General features: G+C 63.5%; 16 protein-coding genes. 7 read left to right on the top strand and 9 right to left on the bottom strand.

What is annotated here, in order from left to right:
• Positions 1 to 225: 225 nt before the first annotated feature.
• The gene (locus tag JOE66_RS15140) at positions 226 to 504 is read left to right on the top strand and encodes a hypothetical protein (RefSeq protein WP_205110814.1); all 279 of its coding nucleotides are present in this window, start codon (positions 226 to 228) and stop codon (positions 502 to 504) included.
• 44 nt (positions 505 to 548) lie between these two features.
• On the opposite strand, the gene lepB is transcribed toward JOE66_RS15140, so the two are convergent.
• Complete coding sequence (gene lepB / locus JOE66_RS15145; RefSeq protein ID WP_205110817.1) at positions 549 to 1,424, bottom strand: signal peptidase I; 876 nt, start codon at positions 1,422 to 1,424, stop codon at positions 549 to 551.
• Between the two features lie 166 nt (positions 1,425 to 1,590).
• Here lepB and JOE66_RS15150 point away from each other — a divergent pair, with 166 nt between their 5' ends.
• Together JOE66_RS15150 and JOE66_RS15155 are read left to right on the top strand one after the other, a co-directional pair.
• Positions 1,591 to 2,286, top strand: a complete 696-nt coding sequence (locus JOE66_RS15150; RefSeq protein WP_205110820.1) for a hypothetical protein — start codon at positions 1,591 to 1,593, stop codon at positions 2,284 to 2,286.
• Positions 2,283 to 2,756: a helix-turn-helix domain-containing protein gene (locus JOE66_RS15155; protein ID WP_205110823.1), complete on the top strand. Its 474-nt coding sequence runs from the start codon at positions 2,283 to 2,285 to the stop codon at positions 2,754 to 2,756. The genes JOE66_RS15150 and JOE66_RS15155 overlap by 4 nt, the downstream gene beginning before the upstream one ends.
• Before the next feature lie 53 nt (positions 2,757 to 2,809).
• On the opposite strand, the gene JOE66_RS15160 is transcribed toward JOE66_RS15155, so the two are convergent.
• Positions 2,810 to 4,393 carry a hypothetical protein gene (locus tag JOE66_RS15160; protein WP_205110825.1) on the bottom strand — a complete coding sequence of 528 codons (1,584 nt, stop codon included), beginning with the start codon at positions 4,391 to 4,393 and terminating at the stop codon, positions 2,810 to 2,812.
• Positions 4,394 to 4,490: 97 nt separating this feature from the next.
• Positions 4,491 to 5,648, bottom strand: a complete 1,158-nt coding sequence (locus JOE66_RS15165; RefSeq protein WP_205110828.1) for a DUF4214 domain-containing protein — start codon at positions 5,646 to 5,648, stop codon at positions 4,491 to 4,493.
• Positions 5,649 to 6,616: 968 nt separating this feature from the next.
• Here JOE66_RS15165 and JOE66_RS17500 point away from each other — a divergent pair.
• Positions 6,617 to 6,751, top strand: a complete 135-nt coding sequence (locus JOE66_RS17500; RefSeq protein WP_275576823.1) for a hypothetical protein — start codon at positions 6,617 to 6,619, stop codon at positions 6,749 to 6,751.
• Between the two features lie 263 nt (positions 6,752 to 7,014).
• Positions 7,015 to 7,170, top strand: a complete 156-nt coding sequence (locus JOE66_RS15170; protein WP_205110831.1) for a hypothetical protein — start codon at positions 7,015 to 7,017, stop codon at positions 7,168 to 7,170.
• A 301-nt stretch (positions 7,171 to 7,471) separates the two neighbouring features.
• Here the strand turns inward: JOE66_RS15170 and JOE66_RS15175 are convergent, their stop codons facing one another.
• The 3 genes from JOE66_RS15175 to JOE66_RS15185 all read right to left on the bottom strand — a co-directional run bounded on the left by JOE66_RS15175 (position 7,472) and on the right by JOE66_RS15185 (position 11,099).
• A complete protein-coding gene (locus tag JOE66_RS15175; RefSeq protein ID WP_307827301.1) occupies positions 7,472 to 8,614 on the bottom strand; it encodes a glycoside hydrolase family 26 protein in 1,143 nt (380 codons plus the stop codon).
• Positions 8,615 to 8,762: 148 nt separating this feature from the next.
• Complete coding sequence (locus JOE66_RS15180) at positions 8,763 to 9,356, bottom strand: arsenate reductase/protein-tyrosine-phosphatase family protein (protein ID WP_205110837.1); 594 nt, start codon at positions 9,354 to 9,356, stop codon at positions 8,763 to 8,765.
• Between the two features lie 126 nt (positions 9,357 to 9,482).
• A complete protein-coding gene (locus JOE66_RS15185) occupies positions 9,483 to 11,099 on the bottom strand; it encodes an HNH endonuclease signature motif containing protein (protein ID WP_205110839.1) in 1,617 nt (538 codons plus the stop codon).
• Positions 11,100 to 11,388: 289 nt separating this feature from the next.
• Between JOE66_RS15185 and JOE66_RS17720 the strand changes: the two genes are divergently transcribed.
• Positions 11,389 to 14,937: a peptidoglycan DD-metalloendopeptidase family protein gene (locus JOE66_RS17720; RefSeq protein WP_205110841.1), complete on the top strand. Its 3,549-nt coding sequence runs from the start codon at positions 11,389 to 11,391 to the stop codon at positions 14,935 to 14,937.
• A 48-nt stretch (positions 14,938 to 14,985) separates the two neighbouring features.
• On the opposite strand, the gene JOE66_RS15195 is transcribed toward JOE66_RS17720, so the two are convergent.
• A complete protein-coding gene (locus tag JOE66_RS15195) occupies positions 14,986 to 16,092 on the bottom strand; it encodes a hypothetical protein (protein ID WP_205110845.1) in 1,107 nt (368 codons plus the stop codon).
• A 230-nt stretch (positions 16,093 to 16,322) separates the two neighbouring features.
• On the opposite strand from JOE66_RS15195, the gene JOE66_RS15200 reads away from it, so the two are divergent.
• Positions 16,323 to 17,747, top strand: a complete 1,425-nt coding sequence (locus tag JOE66_RS15200) for a tyrosine-protein kinase domain-containing protein (protein WP_205110853.1) — start codon at positions 16,323 to 16,325, stop codon at positions 17,745 to 17,747.
• Positions 17,748 to 17,979: 232 nt separating this feature from the next.
• On the opposite strand, the gene JOE66_RS15205 is transcribed toward JOE66_RS15200, so the two are convergent.
• Positions 17,980 to 18,411 (bottom strand): transposase, encoded by a 432-nt coding sequence (locus tag JOE66_RS15205; protein ID WP_205110856.1) that lies wholly within the window; start codon positions 18,409 to 18,411, stop codon positions 17,980 to 17,982.
• A gap of 28 nt (positions 18,412 to 18,439) precedes the next feature.
• Complete coding sequence (locus tag JOE66_RS17865; RefSeq protein WP_205110859.1) at positions 18,440 to 18,619, bottom strand: transposase; 180 nt, start codon at positions 18,617 to 18,619, stop codon at positions 18,440 to 18,442.
• Positions 18,620 to 18,670 lie beyond the last annotated feature (51 nt).

Consider the following 18,670-nt stretch of genomic DNA (forward strand, 5'->3'; position numbering starts at 1 on the left):
GTTCACGGTTTTGACTCAGATTCATGAGGATTTGTACAGACACGCCGCAAACCCGCAATATGTACCCCGAAATGGGGGCATACGTCGACGAATTCTTGCGATCTTCGTGTCGATCCACACGATAGCGTCATGATCGTGAGGGTCGGGGATCATGACTCTCGCAGCGCCTTCGGCGCTCGGAAAATAGTCGCGTCGTCGATTATTGGGGGATAGGGCACCATCACCATGACAGAAAACACCATCGCTGAACCGCAATCGGCAAGCACGATTGACGCCCATATCCCAGACCCGCACAGCTCAGCCGCCCTCACCTCCGGCATCGAAACCGCGGCAGGCTCACCGACAGAGCGCACCCAGGTTCTGCCCAAGTCGCACCTCACCGACCGCAACCGCCGCCAGTTCGTTCGCGCCCGTCGCCGCCGCATCCTCACCATCGCGATCCTGATCGTGGTCGCGGCCGCTGCCGTCGCCCTCGCCGCCGTCGCGCTGATGCACTCCCGCTAGACCAGGCGGCGCACAGCACCGAGCCGGGACTGGAGCCCACACACCTAGAGCCCGCCCCAGTGCCCCGGCGGCAGCACCACCACGAACGCGCGGCCCACGACGTCGGCACGCCCGACCATCTTGAGACACGAGTCTTCCGCAGCCCCAGGAGCAGCACCAGACACCGTCACAGGCACCGCCGGGTCCCGCCCCCGGCACCCCGCGATCGAGTCGTTCGAGTTCGAGCGGTGGTCCCCGAGCACGAAGTACTCCCCCCCAGGCACCGTCACCCCGCCGAAGCATCGCTGCGACGCCGGCACCGTCGAACAGTCCAGCGACCCGGCCTGAAATTCGAAGTCCTGGAACACATACGGCTCGTCGATCGGCTGCCCATCCACCAGTAGATGCCCCTGTTTGTCGCAACACGACACCGTCTGCCCCGGCCCGGCTATCACCCGCTTCACCAGCGTGTGGTCCAGGCTCTGCCCCACCCCGAACACCCCGCCCAGCCACTTCACCGCGTACACCAGCGGATTCGACGGCGCTGGAGCCTTCTCTCCCCACAGGTCAGACGCCGTGAACACCACCACATCACCCGCGTGCGGGTCACCGAAATCCAGGCTCACTCGGTCCACCAGAATCCGGTCACCGATCGCCAGCGTCTGCTGCATCGACCCCGAAGGCACGTAATACAGTTTCACCACGAACGCCTGCACCAGTGCCAGCACCACGAACGCCGCCACCACGTTGAACCAGAAGCTTCCCGTAATGCGCCGGATGCCCGTCCGCTTCCCCCGCGCACCCCGCCCTCCGCTGGCAGAACTCCCGCCACCAGCAGCGCCCGCTCCCGCGGCGACTCCACCAGCATCACCAGCCAGATTGCCCACCTTTGGCGCCCCCACCACTGAGTCCCTGCCCGACTCCTCACCGATGCCCGTCATCACAACCGCCTTCTCGTCGCGGCCGATGCCGGTGTCGGATTCATGCGTTCAAACTACCGGTCCGCAACCACTCGCAGCGTCAGCAACCTGCGCACCGTCGATGGTAGTGCGACGACACCGTGTCAATCGCTTGTCCGAGTCTTATCAGATCCGATAAGGTTGCGGGGTGACCGAATATGTCGACCCCCTCGAGTCCGTCTTGGACTCTGCGGCGCGCCTTCAGCAGCTCGTGCCAGACGCCGTTCTTGTCGGCGGCTCCGCCGTAGCGTTCTACGCACGCCACCGATACTCTCTCGACGGTAACCACATCGTCGTCGATCTGCGAAACAGGTTCGACGTTGTACTCGATGCCCTTGAGCGAGAGGGCGACTGGGTGACAAATCGAGTCACACCCGGAAAGATCATCCTCGGCGAGATCGGTGGAATCGAAGCGGGAGTTCGCCAGCTCATCCGAACCACTCCCCTCGAGACCCAGATCGTGAAGTTACGGTCCGGGCTGACGCTTCGCGTACCGACAGTCCAAGAGACGCTTCGAGTGAAGGCATTCCTGATCATCAAGAGAAATCAGGTGCGCGATTATCTCGACGTTGTCGCCCTGGCTGATTTTTATGGAATCCAGCCGTCTGCTCACGTCTTAGCTCGAATAGACGACTTTTACGCTGATCAGAAGCGAGGCGACGTGAGCGTCGCTTCTCAGCTGACGCGCCAGCTTGAAGACCCCCGGCCCAAAGATTCCCATTCGACGTCCACGCTGTCCACCTACAAAGGCATATCCCAGCAGTGGCAAAAGTGGGACTATGTCGTCAACGCTTGTCGGGATCTGGCCGAAGAGATCGACGAAACAGGAGGAAGTCAACAGTGACCCTGCGCTTCAGAAATATCGACGTCACGCCCGACGACCCCGTCGAACTGTGGGGAGTCGAAGGATTGCTTGCTGCAATCGATCGCGGCGACATGCGCGACTGGGGCCGCATCCGGTCAGCGCTCGACCGCGACCCATGGGGGGCCGTGGCAACCGAACTCGAAGTCGCCCTCACCCTCGCAGAAGATCACGGGGCCAAGGGCATCATGCGATCGCATCTCACGAGAGCCCGCTGGACTCCGGCCCAACGGGTGGCCCACACGCTTGGACAGCGAATCCGTGAGTCCGGGCTCACCCGCGCAGAATTCGCAGAAGCACTCGGCACCTCACGTTCGCGGCTCTCGACCTACGAAAATGCCATCGTCGCTCCTTCCGCCGTGTTCATGGAGCGAGCCAACGTACTCGCCAGACGGCCACGGAGCTTTGTGCTGCCGAGCAGCGCAATGCAGCAAGAATCGGGTTCCAGTTAGACGCGGCGTCCTCAAGCTCCGGACGCACTCTGCGCGGCCTCAAACTACCGCGTTCAAGCTACCGCGAGCACGCCCGCATCGACCAGTTCCGCAACGGCAGCACGCATCAGGGATTCCGCAGCACCCTCTTCGCCCGATGGCATCCCGTGCACGGCGACCACCGCCGCGACGAGCTCCGCCTCCGTGCGAGACACCTCCGCAGCCTCGACGATCACCGGAGCGATTCCCGCCAGCACCCGCACAGTCGTACCGCTCAGCACGACCAGCGAATCCCCATCTCGCAGCACGTCCAGAGCCACCGTGCGGTACCTCGGCGCTGACTCCATGCCACGCCCGTCATCGCCGCGATGCCCGTCGTACCCATCGCTGCTGTCGGCATCGTCTCCGCAACCCACAACGACGTCGGCAACAGCCCTCGCACCCGAGCCTGCCGCACCCGACCCCACCACACTGGTCCGCGCATCCTGCGGCAGCACAGCATCAGGCTTCACAGCATCAGGCTTCACAGCAACAGGCTTCACGTCATTAGGCAACACGGTGTCCGGCAACACTCCGTCCGGCAACACGGCAACTGACCGCGCCGCAGGCTCAGCCTCAGCCGCAGCCGCAGCCGCAGCCGCAGCCTCAGCGAACAACCTCGCGAACAGCGGCACCAGCGTCGTCGCCTCCCGATACCGAACCTGCTTCAGCCCGCCGCACGCCTCAAAAACCTCGGCCAACCGCCGCAACGGCCGCTCCCGCTCCGGCAGGTAACTGATCTGCGGAACCAACTCCCCGATCGACTCGGCCAGCCCCACGCTCCGGATGCTCGGCAACTCCCCCGCGTCAACAGCACCGTCAGTGCCCTGGCCCCGGCCAGCGCCCGCGCCCGCGCCTTCGGGAGCACCAGCGCCCTCGCCCGTACCCGCCGCCACACCCGCACCCGCGCCCGCGCCCGCGCCCGCGCCCGCGTCACCCTCCACCCGGTCGAGCATCACCACGCCCACCAGCCGCAGCGCCACCCCATCCGGCGGCCGGTTCAGCCCAAGCTCGCTCGGCGACACCTGGTCCTTCCACAACTCAGGCGGCGGAAGCTTCACCGAGAGCGGCTTGCCGTAGGGCAACACCGTCAGATCATCCATGATCGCCAACGTCTCGTCGGTCACATACCCGAACACCCGCCCCAGCGCGATAGACGCCGTCGTCTTTCCGCGCCCCGACGGCCCGATGAACGCGATCACATTGCCCGTAGCCCGGTCGACAACCCCGCCCGCATGCAGCATCAGCAGGTCGCCCTTGCGCGCATCGATCGCATCGCGCGTAATGCGCCCCGAAAGGTTGTCAGCGAGCGCCCGAAAGTTCGTCGCCGTCACGTCCGGCTGTGGTTGGCTCGCGAGCTCGTCACCGCCCTCACCCACTCGAGACGATTCGCCCCCAGAACCCACACGCGCCCGGATGATCGCCACCCCTCGAGGCGCACCCTCACCGACAGGCGTCCCCTCACCTGCAGACATCCCCTCGACCTCAGGCAACGCGCTCAGTGCAGCCCCGCACCACTCCCACGACTCCACGAACTGCCCCAGTTCGCCGGCACTCACACCTTCAAGCTCCACAGCGAACCGCACACCCAGCACGACGAGAGAAACAACCGACCCCATGCGTTCAAACTACAGGTACGTTCGCACCACAGATACGCTCAAGCGCCCGGGCGAAAGCAGCACCCTACTTCCCCGCGAACCTCAACGACGCTCGCCCTTAGTACTCCGCGCTCCCCGTGAAGCCTCCGCGCACAATCGAGTCGCCGTACCGCTGGTCGAGCGGCGCCCAGAACGCCAGCTCCGAGTCTCCGGGCCAATGACGACCGAGATACTGGTCATACATGTCCCGAACCCTGTCAGTTGCGGCCTCCCGGGATTCGTAGATCTGGTCGACCACCCAATATGCATCCGCGCCATCGGCATAACTGTTTCCAGCTTCGCCGTGCGCCTGTGCATATGCCCGCCCCGCAGCTATCCAGTTCGTATCGTCGCCTGATGTTGAGTACCGCCCCAGGATGAACTGGTACAGAGCCGACACCCAGCTCCAGGTCCCTCGACGATGAGCGAGCTCCTCGGATGCGTAGAACGACTTGAGGATGTCGTCGGTCGTTGAGAGCCCCTTGTGCATCCGGTCGAGCCAGAACTGACGCCCTCCTGGGTCTGGGGCCCGGCCGAGTACCTTCTTGTACGCCGCATCGATGCAGTCCAGTCGATATTCATCGCTCTGGGCGAACGCGCTTGCGATCACGCCCGACCCCGAGCCGTGCGCCAGCTGCGCGCCCCAGAATGCGACCTCATCGGTCGACGGCCGGCGCGCGAGATAGTCGAAGTACAAGGCCGTGATGAATGCCCGAACGGGAGCAGAAACGCCAACTGCAGCAACCGGTTTCTGCGTCAGGTTCACATAGGGCAGGTCGTAAGTTTGGCCCTCCGTCAGCGCGAACGGAGCGACGGTCACATCGTCGTATGCCTCTGGCCCTTCATAGTGGAACGTCGCTCGGTAGGTACCGGGGTACAGATCGGTGAACCTCGCGAAGTCTGCTGTGAACAAATCGCCCGAAGCGCGCACCCAGAGTTTCGTGGAGGGATTCAGAATATCGAGAGAGACGCGAACCGTCCCCGAACTAAGGCAGGTGAGACAGCTCACGGGCGCGTTCACGATAGCGCCCGCCGTGAGAGTGGCATCCAAGCCGGCCTTGCTCTCACCCACAGCCACCTTCACCGGCCCCGCGCCTTCCCGATTGAAGGCATCGGAACCCGGCATCTGGGAAAAGTACCATTCATCTGCGTCTCCCCCGCCCGAGAAGATGACCGAATAGCGGTCAGCCTGAAGGCCCATGAACGAATACGAACCATCGGCCTTGGTCGTGGTCACGTGTGAATCGTAATTACCGGGGTCGTCCTTCTTCGGTACGGCCTCCACCAAGAGACCTCCAAGTGGCTGCCCCCCGGTGCCCCGCGCCATCCCCGAAATCCGGCCCCCGACCGCAAGCACAACAGTCGTGGCCGTCACACTCTGGGTGAGATGGAGGACACGACTGTCTGTAGGCTTTATTACCCAATCGTCCACGTAAGGCTTCGAGACGAAGTTACCAGCGCCGAGATAGTGGTACTCGATCGCGACAGTGTCTTGATCCCCCACCGGCAGAACGAAATTCCCCGCGGCATCCGTGGTGATCTTTGCATCGTAATCAAGCGGCGTCCACGCCCCCGCATCGTAATACCAGTACCAGATCGCCATATCGCCAACTCCTGCAGGATGCCCGGACGAACCCAGATCCACGTGCCCACTCACCGTGAACCCACTGTTTGCGGAAAGCGGGGCAGCAGTCGTCGTGGCTGACGGAGTCCCTGCTGTCGGCGTCGGCGTCGGAATTGGTATGGGCGTGGGTGTGCTGGTCGGCGTCGTAACCGATCCAGGCGTCGGAGAAGCGGTCAGTGTCGGCGTCGGCGCCGGCGTCGGCGTCGGCACGATCCCCTCGGCAGACGCACCCGGTACGAACACCGCCGCCAGACTCAACGAAACCACCACTGCCGAAACACGAACAAACGACCGACCCACGGCGCCCCCGCCCCTACTACCCAATGTCCGTACTGTCCGACACGCCTCCGCTGGCCTATCGGCTTCAGCGTATCGGATCGACGCCTACCCCTCTTATTGCCTTGATGTCCGAAACACGCCCGCATCCGCCCCTCGGTTTGGGGGTCACCCGATCCGCCAGAGCACCCCCGCCGCCGTGCCCCATGCGATACCTTCGGAACGGCCCCACCATCGGGGGTGCGGCCTACGCAGAAAAGCGTTTCATCTTCATCGGTTTCGCAGGCCGAGAAACGAGCAGTCCCATGGCACAGCACAGTTCAGAGCTGAACGACAACCACACCTCACGGGTCGGGATGATCGTGAAACTCTCGGTCCTCATCCCGGCCGGCCTCATCACAGCCGCCCTCGTGGGTGTGGCTCTGACACAGCGCCCCTGATCGGCAGCCCCATAATGTCAGCGTGGCCCTGATTATCGTGGCACTGATTTACGCTGCCCTGATCGGTGCCTGATACCAATCCGGTCGACTCACGGCTCCGAAAAGAAGCTGTACCGAATGCCCTACAAGCTGATGAGAAACGCAACGTGCCCTTCGTACACACATCACTGGGGGGTGCTTAATGATTGATGCTCGCGTATCGTTTATTGTTTACCGCGCCAATCGCACAGAGCCGAAATTCCGGCGCAGAACCGAAAGCCCCAATGAGCCCCACAAAACGAGCCGACAAGCCTTTCGAGCGGCCAGAACTCACGTCGACGTGGCACAAGATCTCGCACAACCTCGTCGCCCAGATCACCGTCGGAGTCGTGCTGGTCGGCGGCACAGTCGCTCTGGTAGTCGTAGCTTTCACTCAGTAGCCCTACGGCGGGATCGCTCGCCCAGCCACCCTGTTCCTCCGGCGACAGGATCGAAAGCCTGTCAGCCCACGTCTGTTCGGAGAACGTGAGCCGAATGGTGCAGCTCGCCGTCAAACTCGACAACGGCTGACAACCTGATGGTGCCAGGCGCCTCAGACGAAAGTCGCAGAGTCGCTGAGCCACGATCTACGGTGCCGAGAATTGTTGCCACCGTTGCAGCCAGTCGCGTCTTGGTGTCGAGGTCGGGTTGGACCAATCCCAGGGCGATTCAGGGACTACGCTATCTGAACCGCATTGCTCGTTAGTTTGTGGGGACGGGGCAGGCGACTTCTCCGTCGGAAAAGTCGAGCCATGCCGGCAAATCTGCAGTGAAGGCGTGCCGAGTGGGGGCATCGTTGACGACCGTCCAGTCAACTCGCTGATGGACTTCTGCTTCGAGCTTGTCCCACTCAAACCAGTTGATCATCTTCAGGTTCGGGAACCTGACCGCGATGTCAGCGGAGAAGACCTGCCGCCACCAGGCTTGCTTTATCGCGAGCTCGCCTGCGTCGTCACCGCGATGAATCACGAATGCTCCGGTTTCCGGTATCGCCACGGGCTTTGCATGATCGACCCCATACACCTGGTAGAAATCGGGCGCGGCCCTCTCGTCGCCCTGCGCACCGATGTAGGTTCCGGTCAGCTGGGCGACGAATTTCCCCTCCTCAGGCATCTCGTTCTCGCCCCAGGGGTACGCGGAGCCCCAGTGGTAGAGGGACATCCCAACCCAATCGACTGCATCGTCCCCGGGATAGTAGGGAGCGTAGGGGTGGTCGGCTAGCGTTATGGTGCCGTCGCCATTCGTGTCTAGAAGCTTGAAATCCGGTGACCCGGGCGCCGCGCTCGATGCGCCCCCGGTGAACGGGTACCCGTCGGCGTTGTTCGGGGCCCACATCATCCCAGTCCCTGGGGCCCGCTCATGGATTGCGTGCGCAACCCGGCGAAACGTTGATATATATTCGGCAGGCTGTTGCCCCCACGCATACCACGAACCGTTCATCTCGTGGGCAAAGCGAAGAATGACCGGCACACCTTCTCTGTTGATCGAGTTGGTTAGGTCAGCCACGTCGGCGGCCACCTCGTCCGTCACCACAGCCAGCCCCGCCGCAGGCTCGAGCGTGAGAAGCAGCGAACCTCCGTTGGCACGCACTTGGTTAACGGCTGCCGCGAGATTTGCGCGGGCATCAACGTTCAAGGGCACTTCCGCGAAGGCTACAGTGACCGCTGGATGCCTCCCGAGGTTCACGGCGTAATCGCTGAGCGTCTCATGCCCCCAGTCGAGGTTGACACCGAATAGCACGCCGGCCTTCGGCACGACATCCGCAGCTGGACGCACCACGCACTCGGCACGCGCCGTGCCCTTGGTCGTGCATCCGGTAGTCAAAACGGCCACCGCGGTCAGCACGATGCTCAATTGAGTAAGTCGTCGTCGCCAGGGCACAAAATCAGCGTAATCGACTCGGCCCCAAGGACCGTCTCTTCAGTCGTGTTTTTGACCGATGGCGCGCGAAGGTTCGCGTGAGCCCCGCCCGACGGGCGCCCGCCGCTCACGCTCAGGCTGCCTTGAGTGTCAGTGTCAGAACGCGAGCGATCTCATCCAACGCAGGAACCATCTGCGCAACGGAGAGCTCGTAGACCTCATCCTCGCGCCGATACGGGTCGACCACGTCGTCAAGAGTCGGGTCCGCAGCCGGGTCCCCTTGCGACCGACGCGAAGCCAGCAGCCGGCAAACGGCCTTGACCTTCTCAGCGTCAGTCCCCCCGGCAGCAGCAGCAGCCGTAACCTCGTCATCGCTCACCAGGCTCCCCAGCCGCGCGAACTCGCGCACCGTGAACGTCACCAGCAGCTTGCGCGGAACCATCTGAACGACCTCGCTTCGATGCCCCCGCGTGAGTGGAAGAATCAAATCTGCCTTCTCGATGTACGGCTCCACCAGATAGCGGGCAGCATGCGTGGTCGGCTTGAGCCCGAACCTCTCCGCCAAAGCCCCCATCTCATCCGTCATCGAATCACCATCGCGCGCCATCGTTCCTGCGCTGCTCACGGTGACCCCCGTCACCCCAGCCAGCTTCGATTGCAGATACAACGCCGCGAACGGCGAACGGCAGATATTGCCCGTGCAGACGGTCAGAATCGAAAGAGTCACAGTGCGGCCTTTTCACAACTAGCGGGGCATCGGGCAAGTGAGGGAGAAGTTATTCAAGCGTAGATGGATTTCACCACACCCAGGTGCGCCCTGTCTGCGAGCACTTCCACTTTGCCGCGCACGCAGCTATTGTCTGGTTCGTCGCCCGGTGCAGGGTCTGGGTGTTTGTGTCCAGTCGATCTCGGGCGGCGGGATGATGTGCGGTGCGCCCTGACGCATGACGAGTTTCCATCGGCTCCTATGCACATTCGAATGATGAAAATGACACAACAAAACCCCGTTGTCAGTATCGGTCCGGCCCGGTAAGTATCCCTCGTCACGCCAGTCGAGAACATGATGGGTTTCACACCACGACGGCGGTCTCCCGCAGCCCGGCCACACACACCCGCCGTCCCGGGCCGCGAGGGCCCGGTTCTGCGCCGCCGTGAACAACCGTTTCGTCTTCCCGTGCTGCAACACCCGCCCCTCACGCATCAGCGTCGAAATGACCTCCCCGTGACACAGCAGCTGCTCAACACTCGTCACCGGCACGGGCTGGTCAACACCGTCAACCCAGCCCACACCCCTGCCCTCGACGATGTCTTCGAGGGTGACGTGCACGTTGACCGTCGGACGCGCCCCACACAGTGCCGGCATACCCGGCAATCCCGCGACCCGGTCGATGTACGCTGTGAACCCATCAGCGAGCAACTGCTCACGCGTACGAGTGTCAGCCAACACCGGGCTGACCTCCTCCTCGCCGTCATCGTCGGCGAAGAAACGTGGGCCGCTACCGTTTCTGCCGCGGCCACCATCACCGCTGGGCATCGAAGAACCATCTTCGACCTCGCCGCCGCCCGAACCCTCAGAAGCACCAGAAGCACCAGAAGCACCAGAACCATCAGGAGCATCACCAGAATGAGAGCCATCACTGGCGCCCGGGGCCTCGCCGTTGTCTGCGAATCGGGGAAGCCGGGGGCTGAGGATGGTTTGGGCGATGGCCTGCCACTTCGCACCCTGCACCGCCGTCAACAGACCACCGACCTTGAAACTCCCGTCAGCCTGCTGCCGTAACCACAAGCCGCGCTTGTCCTCCAACTCCTTCGCGGTCGGTTCGGCACCATCAGGATCCAGATGCCCCTGCCACTGCGCCACCATGATGGCGACCTGATCCGCCGACAACCCGAGACCCACATCGGTCGCAGGGTCAGCGGCGAGCACCACCATCCGTTCACACTCATGCAGATCCGCCCCGAACCCCACCCGTTTTGCCGACTCCCCGAGCATGCGAGTGATGACGTGGGCACTGTCAACGCCGAGCCGGCCAGAACGCAGAGCCTCCTGAACGGAAGGGAAACTACTCTCATTCGGCAACCCCACCGCAGACATCGAGGACCTAACCGCCGTACCGAGTCGCACCCGGCCTGCCGCGGTCTTCTTCGACACTCCCGTCAAGCTACTGATCAGCGACACGACATCTGCGCACCCGTGCTTCACCGTCAACCTGTCATCACCGTGCTCATGTTTGGATCGTTCGGCAAGCTCCCCGGCCGCCTCGACAACGATCCCCTCCGCACATCGCAGCAACGCCTCACCAGCCACCGCCCAGGCCAGTAACTCCTCGTCGGCAAGCCCGCAGGGCGCGGCAGCCCCAAATCCACCAGACGACATTACAGCCTCCACCGCCGCACGCAGCGCAGAAGCCCGAGGGTCATCCAAGCCCTCAGGCGACGACCCGGGCAACCCGGCAGCTGGTGTGTTCATACCCCCATTCAAACACCAGCCACTGACAATCCCTCACTAAACGAGGGCCGCCATCAACATCAGTGGAGAACCATTTCCCCACCCCAATGTGGAGGACAAGTCGCCAACCAAAGCCCGCGCGAGACCGCGCAAAAGCGCGCAACCATGTCATACACGTGCATGTCACTCAGATCTCTCCCCGAAAGGGGGGATCGCCGCCAATCCCCGCACCCAGTAACTTGTGAGTTGGCCTCACCCTGCTGGGTGCCGCGCCAATGGGGCCAGCTGGCCACTCGGGGGAAGTGTTGCAGTGACCAATAATTCAAGCTCTTCAAGCGACGGCAATCGCGGCCAAAGCACCAACAGCACCAACCACAGCAACAGCAGCAGCAGCAGCAGCAGCAGCAGCGAAAACCGCGCAGACCGCACGAGAAACGCCGCCCGCAAACACCGCGCTACCCACCCGGCAAGCCCGGCAAGCCCGGCAAGCCCCGCGAGCCCCGCGGCCCCCTCAAGCCCGCAGCGCCCGCCGCACCGCAAACACCCCAAAAACCGCAAACACCCCAAACGCCTCATCGCAATGCTCCTCGGCGTCATCCTCGCCACCTCCACGCTGAGCCTCGCCACCATCGCAGCCTCACCAGCCGAAACGGCTGAAGCCGGCATCCCCACGGCCACCGCGATGATCCGCACCCAGCGCATGAACGACGCCTCCCTCACTTCGGGCCAGAACGGCTGGTACGAGCGCGGCCAGGTTCTCGGCCTCGATTGCTTCAAGCACGGCCAGGCCGTCAAGGGCTACTTCAGCTCCAGCTTCCCCGGCGGCTGGGATGACGTCTGGTACCGCGTGTCCGATGGCTACTTCGTCGCCGACGTCGACATCGAGACCGGCAGCAGCAACCCCATCACCGGCCAGTGCCCCGTGCCCTTCGACACCACGAGCACCCCCACAGTGACCGGCGCGACCACCGTTGGCAGCACCGTCACCGCTGACCCCGGCCAGTGGAGCCCCGCAGCGCAATTCAGTTTCCAGTGGAACATCAACGGCCAAGCAACAGCGGGCGCCACGAGCCAGTCCTGGCTTCTCCCTCCAGAAACCTTCGGCAAAACTCTCTCCGTCACCATCACCGGCTCGAGCGACGGCCGCAACACAACCTCGACCACCTCAACCCAGCCCATCACCGTCTCCCCCGGCACACTCGCGAGTGCCCTCCCCACACTGACAGGCTCGCCCACCGTCGGCCAGACCGTCACCGCCAACCCCGGCTCCTGGCAGCCCGCCCCCGTCGCCTTCACCTATACATGGATGCGCGACGGCATCCCCGTGCCCGGGTCAACCGCCGCGGCGTACCTCCTGACCTCGGCAGACGCCGGCAAACAACTTTCGGTGAAGGTCGTCGGCACCAAGACCGGCTACAGCGCATCATCCAGATCGAGCACTCCCGTCACCATCGCCCGCCCACTCACCTCGACACCCGTGCCCACCATCGCCGGCACCCCACGAGTCGGCGCCACGCTGACCGCAACCGCTGGCGCCTGGGCACCCGCACCCGTCACCCTGGCCTACCAATGGATGCGCGGCAGCACAGCGATAGCCGGCGCAACCTCAGCCACCTACACCCTGGTCAACGCAGACGCCGGTCAGGCCATAACCGTACGCATCATCGGCAGCAAACCAGGCTACGCACCAACGACAAAGACCAGCGCACCGGCGACCATCGAAAAGCTCTTATCGCCCATACCCGTGCCCACGATCTCCGGCACACCGACAGTCGGGCAGACCGTCACAGCAGTCCCCGGCTCGTGGGGCCCCGCTCCCGTGACCCTCAGCTACCAGTGGTTGCGGGGCGGCACCGTCATCACCGGCGCCACCGCCACCACCTACAAACTGACGGCAATGGATGCTGACAAGAACGTCAGCGTACAAGTAACCGGCGCGAAGCCGGGTTACACAACAACCTCGAAGGTGAGCGCCTCGCTCGCCGTCAAGCGCCAGTTGACCGCGACGCCCACCCCGACGATCACGGGCACCGCCAGGGTCGGGTCGACGCTCACCGCCATCCCCGGCGCCTGGGCTCCCGCCCCCGTGACGCTCAGCTACCAGTGGCTCCGGGCCGGCGCACCCATCGCCGGTGCCACCACCTCGAGCTACACACTGACGACCGCCGATGCCGGCAAGTCCATCACCCTCTCAGTCAGCGGCAGCAAGGTCGGCTACACCACCGCCCTTGCTACAAGTCTTGCGAAGTCAGTGGAGAACATCCTCTCCCCCACCGCGACCCCCCGCATCACCGGTTCCCCAACGGTCGGCCAGACCCTCACAGCACTCCCTGGCGTCTGGGGGCCTGCGCCAGTGACATTCACCTACCAGTGGCTGCGCAACGGTTCAGCCATCTCCAGCGCGACTGTGAGCACCTACAAGGTCGTCGCGGCCGACGCCGGTGCGAAGATCACCGTAACGGTGACCGGTTCGAAGCCCGGCTACACCACGGTCGCCTTCACCAGCCCGGCCGTCGACGCACAGAAGGCGCTCACCTCGACACCCAAACCGACCATCACCGGTACACCCAGAGTCGCCTCCTCCCTCACAGCGGTCCCGGGCACGTGGGCGCCTGCCCCTGTGACACTCAAGTGCCAGTGGTACCGCAACGCCGCGGCGATCGCCGGAGCAACCTCCACCACCTACGTTCTCACCGACGCAGATGCAACCGCCAGCATCACCGTCAGAGTCAACGGTTCGAAACTCGGCTACACCAGCGTGGCAACCACGAGCGCAGCGCTGACGGTCGAACCGACCACCCTGTCGAGCTCAGTGCCGTCGATCTCCGGCAACGGATCAGCGGGGTCAACACTCTCGGCAGACGCCGGCGCCTGGGGCCCCGCACCCGTGCAACTCGGTTACCAATGGTTCGTCAATGGCGGCCCGGTCGGCGGAGCAACCGGGTCGACCTTCGTCGTCCCGACCTGGGCCGCGGGCACATCCGTCACCGTCACCGTCACCGGGTCGAAACCGGGCTACATCTCGGCCTCCCAGACCTCCGGCCAGCTCAGTATCAGCATGGGCATCGGTGACAGGTTGAGACGCGGCGAAGTAATGCTCGTCGACTCCTTTCTCACCTCACCAAACGGTCAGTATCGCTTCGTGCTTCAGAGCGACGGAAACGCCGTGATCGTCGGGCCGGGCGGCCCCATCTGGGGCAGCCACAGCGACGGTAACTCCGTGAATCCGCTCGCATTCCAGGATGACGGCAACATTGTTCTCTACCGCACCGACGGCCGGGCTGTCTGGTCGACCTTCACCAACGGAAAGCCGGCTCGCGAGCTCGTCATGCAAGACGACGGCAACCTCGTACTCTACGGCGACGGGGGATACTTCTGGTCGAGCGGTACAACACAAGGTGGCGGTGGCGGCGCACGCTTCAAGCTCCCCTTCCCCGCAGGAGCCAGCTACCGCATCACCCAGGGCCCCGCCGAACACGCGGCCGGTCTCTACCCTGCCTACAACAAGAACGCCACCGACTTCGGCATGCCCGTCGGCTCGAGAGTTGTCGCGTCCGCAGCAGGCACCGTTTACTCCGAGGGCTACGACAGTACCGGCGCCATCGAGATCCGCATCGATCACGGTGACAACCTCTGCACTCAGTACGTACACCTCAATCGCACCGTCATCAACCGAGGGCAGCAGGTCGCCCAAGGCCAATGGATCGGCGACTCAGGCAACACGGGAATCTCGACGGGCCCCCACCTGCACTGGAACATCGTCTACTGCAACACCGGCATCAGCCGGGAGACCCCGAACACCGTGGAGAACGGCACCAGCTACCCTGCAGGCTCCATCGCCACGAGCCAGAACGGGTAGCGCGCGCCGGTCGAACGAACGAACCAGCCAGCAAGCAAGCCAGCAACCCTACGGCGCAGACAACCCCAGATCGAAATTCAGCGCACTCGCCCGTGGCCCTCGCAATGGCGGCAATCCCAAATCAGACGAAGGCCGGCTGACCGGCTGCACCGCAACCGGCTCAAACACCCCGAAGTCTGCAATCCGCACCTCGGCAGAAGCGGCTCGACGCGGCACCAGCCCCAGCAGAAACGCCGAGGCAGAGCTCACAGCACTGGGTCGATGGATCGGCGCGAGCGACAACTCGAACGCCTCGCCCAATCCCGCTTCAGCCGGCGCCTCCCGCTCGCTCAATCCAGCCTCGAACATCCCGCGCCCGGCGACAGAATCGCTCAAGGCCGAACCCGCCGCGACACCACCAACAACAGGCGTTACAACACCCACCACGCTGAAAAACCCTGCATTCGCCGCGGCACCCTGCGCTCCGGCAACCCCGAAAACGCCCAACCCAGCCCGCTGGCCCAAACTCGACCCGAACGCGGGCCTGAACCGCAGCCGCCGCACACGCCACCGCGCGAACAGGTACGCACCGAACCCCACGATCAACACGAGCCCACCGGCTATCCCGGCCAGCAGAAACGGAAAGGCATCGCGCGCCACTCCCGCCGATGGCGGCGGATAGAACGGCAACTCGATCGCGGGCAGAGGCGCCGCAGTGGCCGTCACAACAGGCGCTGGCGCCGGCGCCGGCTCAACCGTCGGCGTCGCGGTAGGCGTACTCTGCTCGATAAACCCACCGTCAGCCGGCACAACAACCTCGCTGGTCACCACAGGCTCCGGCGTCACAACCGGTTCCGGTGTCACCGGGTCAGGCGTCACGGGCACAACGGCCGGGTCGGTGACAGTCGGCTCCGGGGTCGGCGCCACGGTCGGACTCGGGTCCACCACCGGCGGCGTCGGCACCGGGTCTGGCGTCGGATCAACCGTCGGCACGGGCGTCACCGGCACATCGGTCGGCACCGGGTCGGCGACCAGAACAATGGATGATCGGCTCTCCCCGCTCGCATGCCCAGGGGCAGCCGCAGCCGCAGAACTGGTGAATATTGCGAATGCCGAAGCCCCGATGGCGCCCACAACGATGAGCGAGTGCTTGGCGGTCCGCTTGCGTCGTGGCACGTCAGCTCCTTCGTCAGGGATTGGGGTTCGTCCGCGTGCCAAATGGCACTAAGTTGGTCGTTCTGTATAGTTTGACATGCGAGATAGTTTCAAATGCAAGGTTGCAATCGTCAACCTTGCATTTTCTTTTGCGACCCAGACCTCCTGTCGCGCTTCGAAGCCATAACTCTCAGAAGAATCTTTCTGCCACTGGCACAGCGAGCCAACCGACACCAAAGGGACCAGACGCCATGAATTTACAAGATTACATGCGGGTCATTCGCAAGGGATGGCTTTTCATTGTTCTGTTCGTTCTTGCGGGGGCCGGGGCCGGGGCTGCAATCGCCGCCACCGCGACGCCACAATACCGCTCGACCGCAACAATGTACGTCTCGGTCCAAGCCTCAGAGTCGCCGACGGCTGGCGAACTAACGTCGGGTAATACATACGCGCAGGCGAAGGTTAAGTCCTACCTTGATATTTTGACCAGCGCGTCCGTCCTAGACAAGGTGATCAAAAACCTCAATTTGACCAGCACCTCTAAGCAATTGGGCAGTCAACTTTCGGCGACATCACCAGTCGGAACCGTCATCATCCAGTTGGATGCGACGGATTCAGACCCGCAGATGGCGGCAAACCTCGCGAACGCCACAGCGAACGCGTTTAGCTCGGTCGTGGTTCAACAATTGGAGAAACCGACTGGCGGAGGCAATAGCCTCGTTCGAGTTCAGGTCATTGACCCGGCTTTGCCCGCGGCGGCGCCGTTCAGTCCCCAGCTCAGTCTTAACATCGCCCTAGGCGCAATCGTTGGGCTCATATTCGGGATGGGCGCCGCCTTCCTGCGATCCGCTCTTGACACCCGGGTCCATGGTGTCCACGACGTCGAAAACGTGACGGATGCGCCTCTCCTCGGCGGCATCAGCTTTGATCCGGAGTCGGCCAAGCACCCCCTGATCGTCCACAGCGACCCGCGGAACCCACGCGCCGAAGCCTTCAGATCTCTGCGAACCAATCTGAGGTTCGTCAACGCCGGTTCGAGCAACCATTGCTTCGTCATCACTTCGTCGATTGGCGCCGAAGGCAAGAGCACCACCTCAGCAAACCTCGCCCTGGCGCTGGCCGAGACCGGCGCACGAACGGTCTTGATCGACGGCGATCTGAGAAAACCGAGACTTGCTGAGTACATGGCAATCGAAGGAGCGGTCGGGCTCACTGACGTTCTTATTGGCACGGTTCCCTTGGCCGATGTCCTCCAGCGCTGGGGCACCGGCGAGCTCTACGTCCTCCCGGCGGGTCGAATCCCCCCGAACCCCAGCGAACTGCTCGGTTCGCAAGCGATGCAAGACCTGATCACCGCTCTCAACGACCAGGTCGACTACGTGATCATCGATGCACCGCCGTTGCTCCCGGTGACTGACGCCGCGATCATCAGCAGCATGACGGCCGGCGCGATCGTCATAGCCGGTTCAGGCAAGGTCAAGCGCACCGAACTGGCGCGCGCCCTCAATTCACTGACGGGAATCAAGAGCAACGTCGTGGGCGTCGTGCTGACCATGCTCCCCTCCAAGGGCCCAGACGCGTACAACGCCGAGCGCTACGGCTATTACGGAGCAGGCCCCGAGACTGAAGTTTCGCCATCTGACGCGCCGATTCGCAAACGACGGGGCCGCAAGTAGGCTAGCTGCAACAGTGGATGGCTCTAGATATGCCACAACTCACGTGCAACCATCTTCCGCCGGCCGAACTCCCGTCGCTAGGGCGTGTCTCCTAACAGTTTGAGCCAGATGGTGATGGCTCGGAGGACGACTCCGCCGCGGTACGTGAGGGCGAGTTTGTCGTAGCGGGTGGCGCGATGCCGCGCCAGTCTTTGAAGGTGTTGAAACAGCGTTCGATGACGTTGCGTCGCTTCTAGGCCTCGGTGTCGAACGTGGGTGGCCGGCCGCCTTTCTGGCCGAGTCGTTTCCGGTTGGCGATATGGTCCGATTTCTCCGGGATGACCGCTTCGATGCCGCGATCACGGAGCAGCTTCCGGTTCGCTTTCGACGCGTACGCCTTGTCGGCCATCGTCCGATCGGGCTTCGTCCGGGGACGACCTTTGCCTCGACGCGGGACCCGCAAGCTCGCCATCACCTCGGGGAACATCGGCGAATCGCCGCCCTGACCTGTGCCGAGCAGCATGACCAACGGGCGCATCTTCGCGTCGCATAACGCGTGGATCTTTGTCGTCAAACCCCCGCGAGAACGGCCAACCGCATGGTCAGGAGGCTCGATCAGCAGATTCGTGTAATTCGACAGATCCCCCCGTGGCCCGACCGAGGTTGGTGCCGTGCTGGTGGGCACGATTCACCGTCGAGTCCACCGACACCTCTCACTCGATCAGCCCGACCTCATCGGCATGGGTCAACAACTCCGTCAGGATCTTGTCCCAAGTGCCATCACCACTGAACCGGCGATGTCGCTTCCAGACCGTCTTCCAAGACCCGAAACTCTCTGGCAGATCCCGCCACGGAGTTCCCGTCCGATACCGGTAAATGATGCCCTCGACCATCAGCCTGTGGTCATTTGTTTATGGCACCTTGATTGAAGACCACTTGGACGG

Source organism: Subtercola frigoramans (assembly GCF_016907385.1).
Lineage (GTDB): Bacteria > Actinomycetota > Actinomycetes > Actinomycetales > Microbacteriaceae > Subtercola > Subtercola frigoramans.

What these genes read in the sequence shown, in the direction of transcription:
- JOE66_RS15170 (WP_205110831.1), top strand. Translation starts at nt 7,015, where the DNA reads ATGAGCCCCACAAAACGAGCCGACAAGCCTTTCGAGCGGCCAGAACTC.
- lepB (WP_205110817.1), bottom strand. Translation starts at nt 1,424, where the DNA reads ATGACGGGCATCGGTGAGGAGTCGGGCAGGGACTCAGTGGTGGGGGCG.
- JOE66_RS15185 (WP_205110839.1), bottom strand. Translation starts at nt 11,099, where the DNA reads ATGAACACACCAGCTGCCGGGTTGCCCGGGTCGTCGCCTGAGGGCTTG.
- JOE66_RS17865 (WP_205110859.1), bottom strand. Translation starts at nt 18,619, where the DNA reads ATGGTCGAGGGCATCATTTACCGGTATCGGACGGGAACTCCGTGGCGG.
- JOE66_RS17500 (WP_275576823.1), top strand. Translation starts at nt 6,617, where the DNA reads ATGGCACAGCACAGTTCAGAGCTGAACGACAACCACACCTCACGGGTC.
- JOE66_RS15200 (WP_205110853.1), top strand. Translation starts at nt 16,323, where the DNA reads ATGAATTTACAAGATTACATGCGGGTCATTCGCAAGGGATGGCTTTTC.
- JOE66_RS15140 (WP_205110814.1), top strand. Translation starts at nt 226, where the DNA reads ATGACAGAAAACACCATCGCTGAACCGCAATCGGCAAGCACGATTGAC.
- JOE66_RS15160 (WP_205110825.1), bottom strand. Translation starts at nt 4,393, where the DNA reads ATGGGGTCGGTTGTTTCTCTCGTCGTGCTGGGTGTGCGGTTCGCTGTG.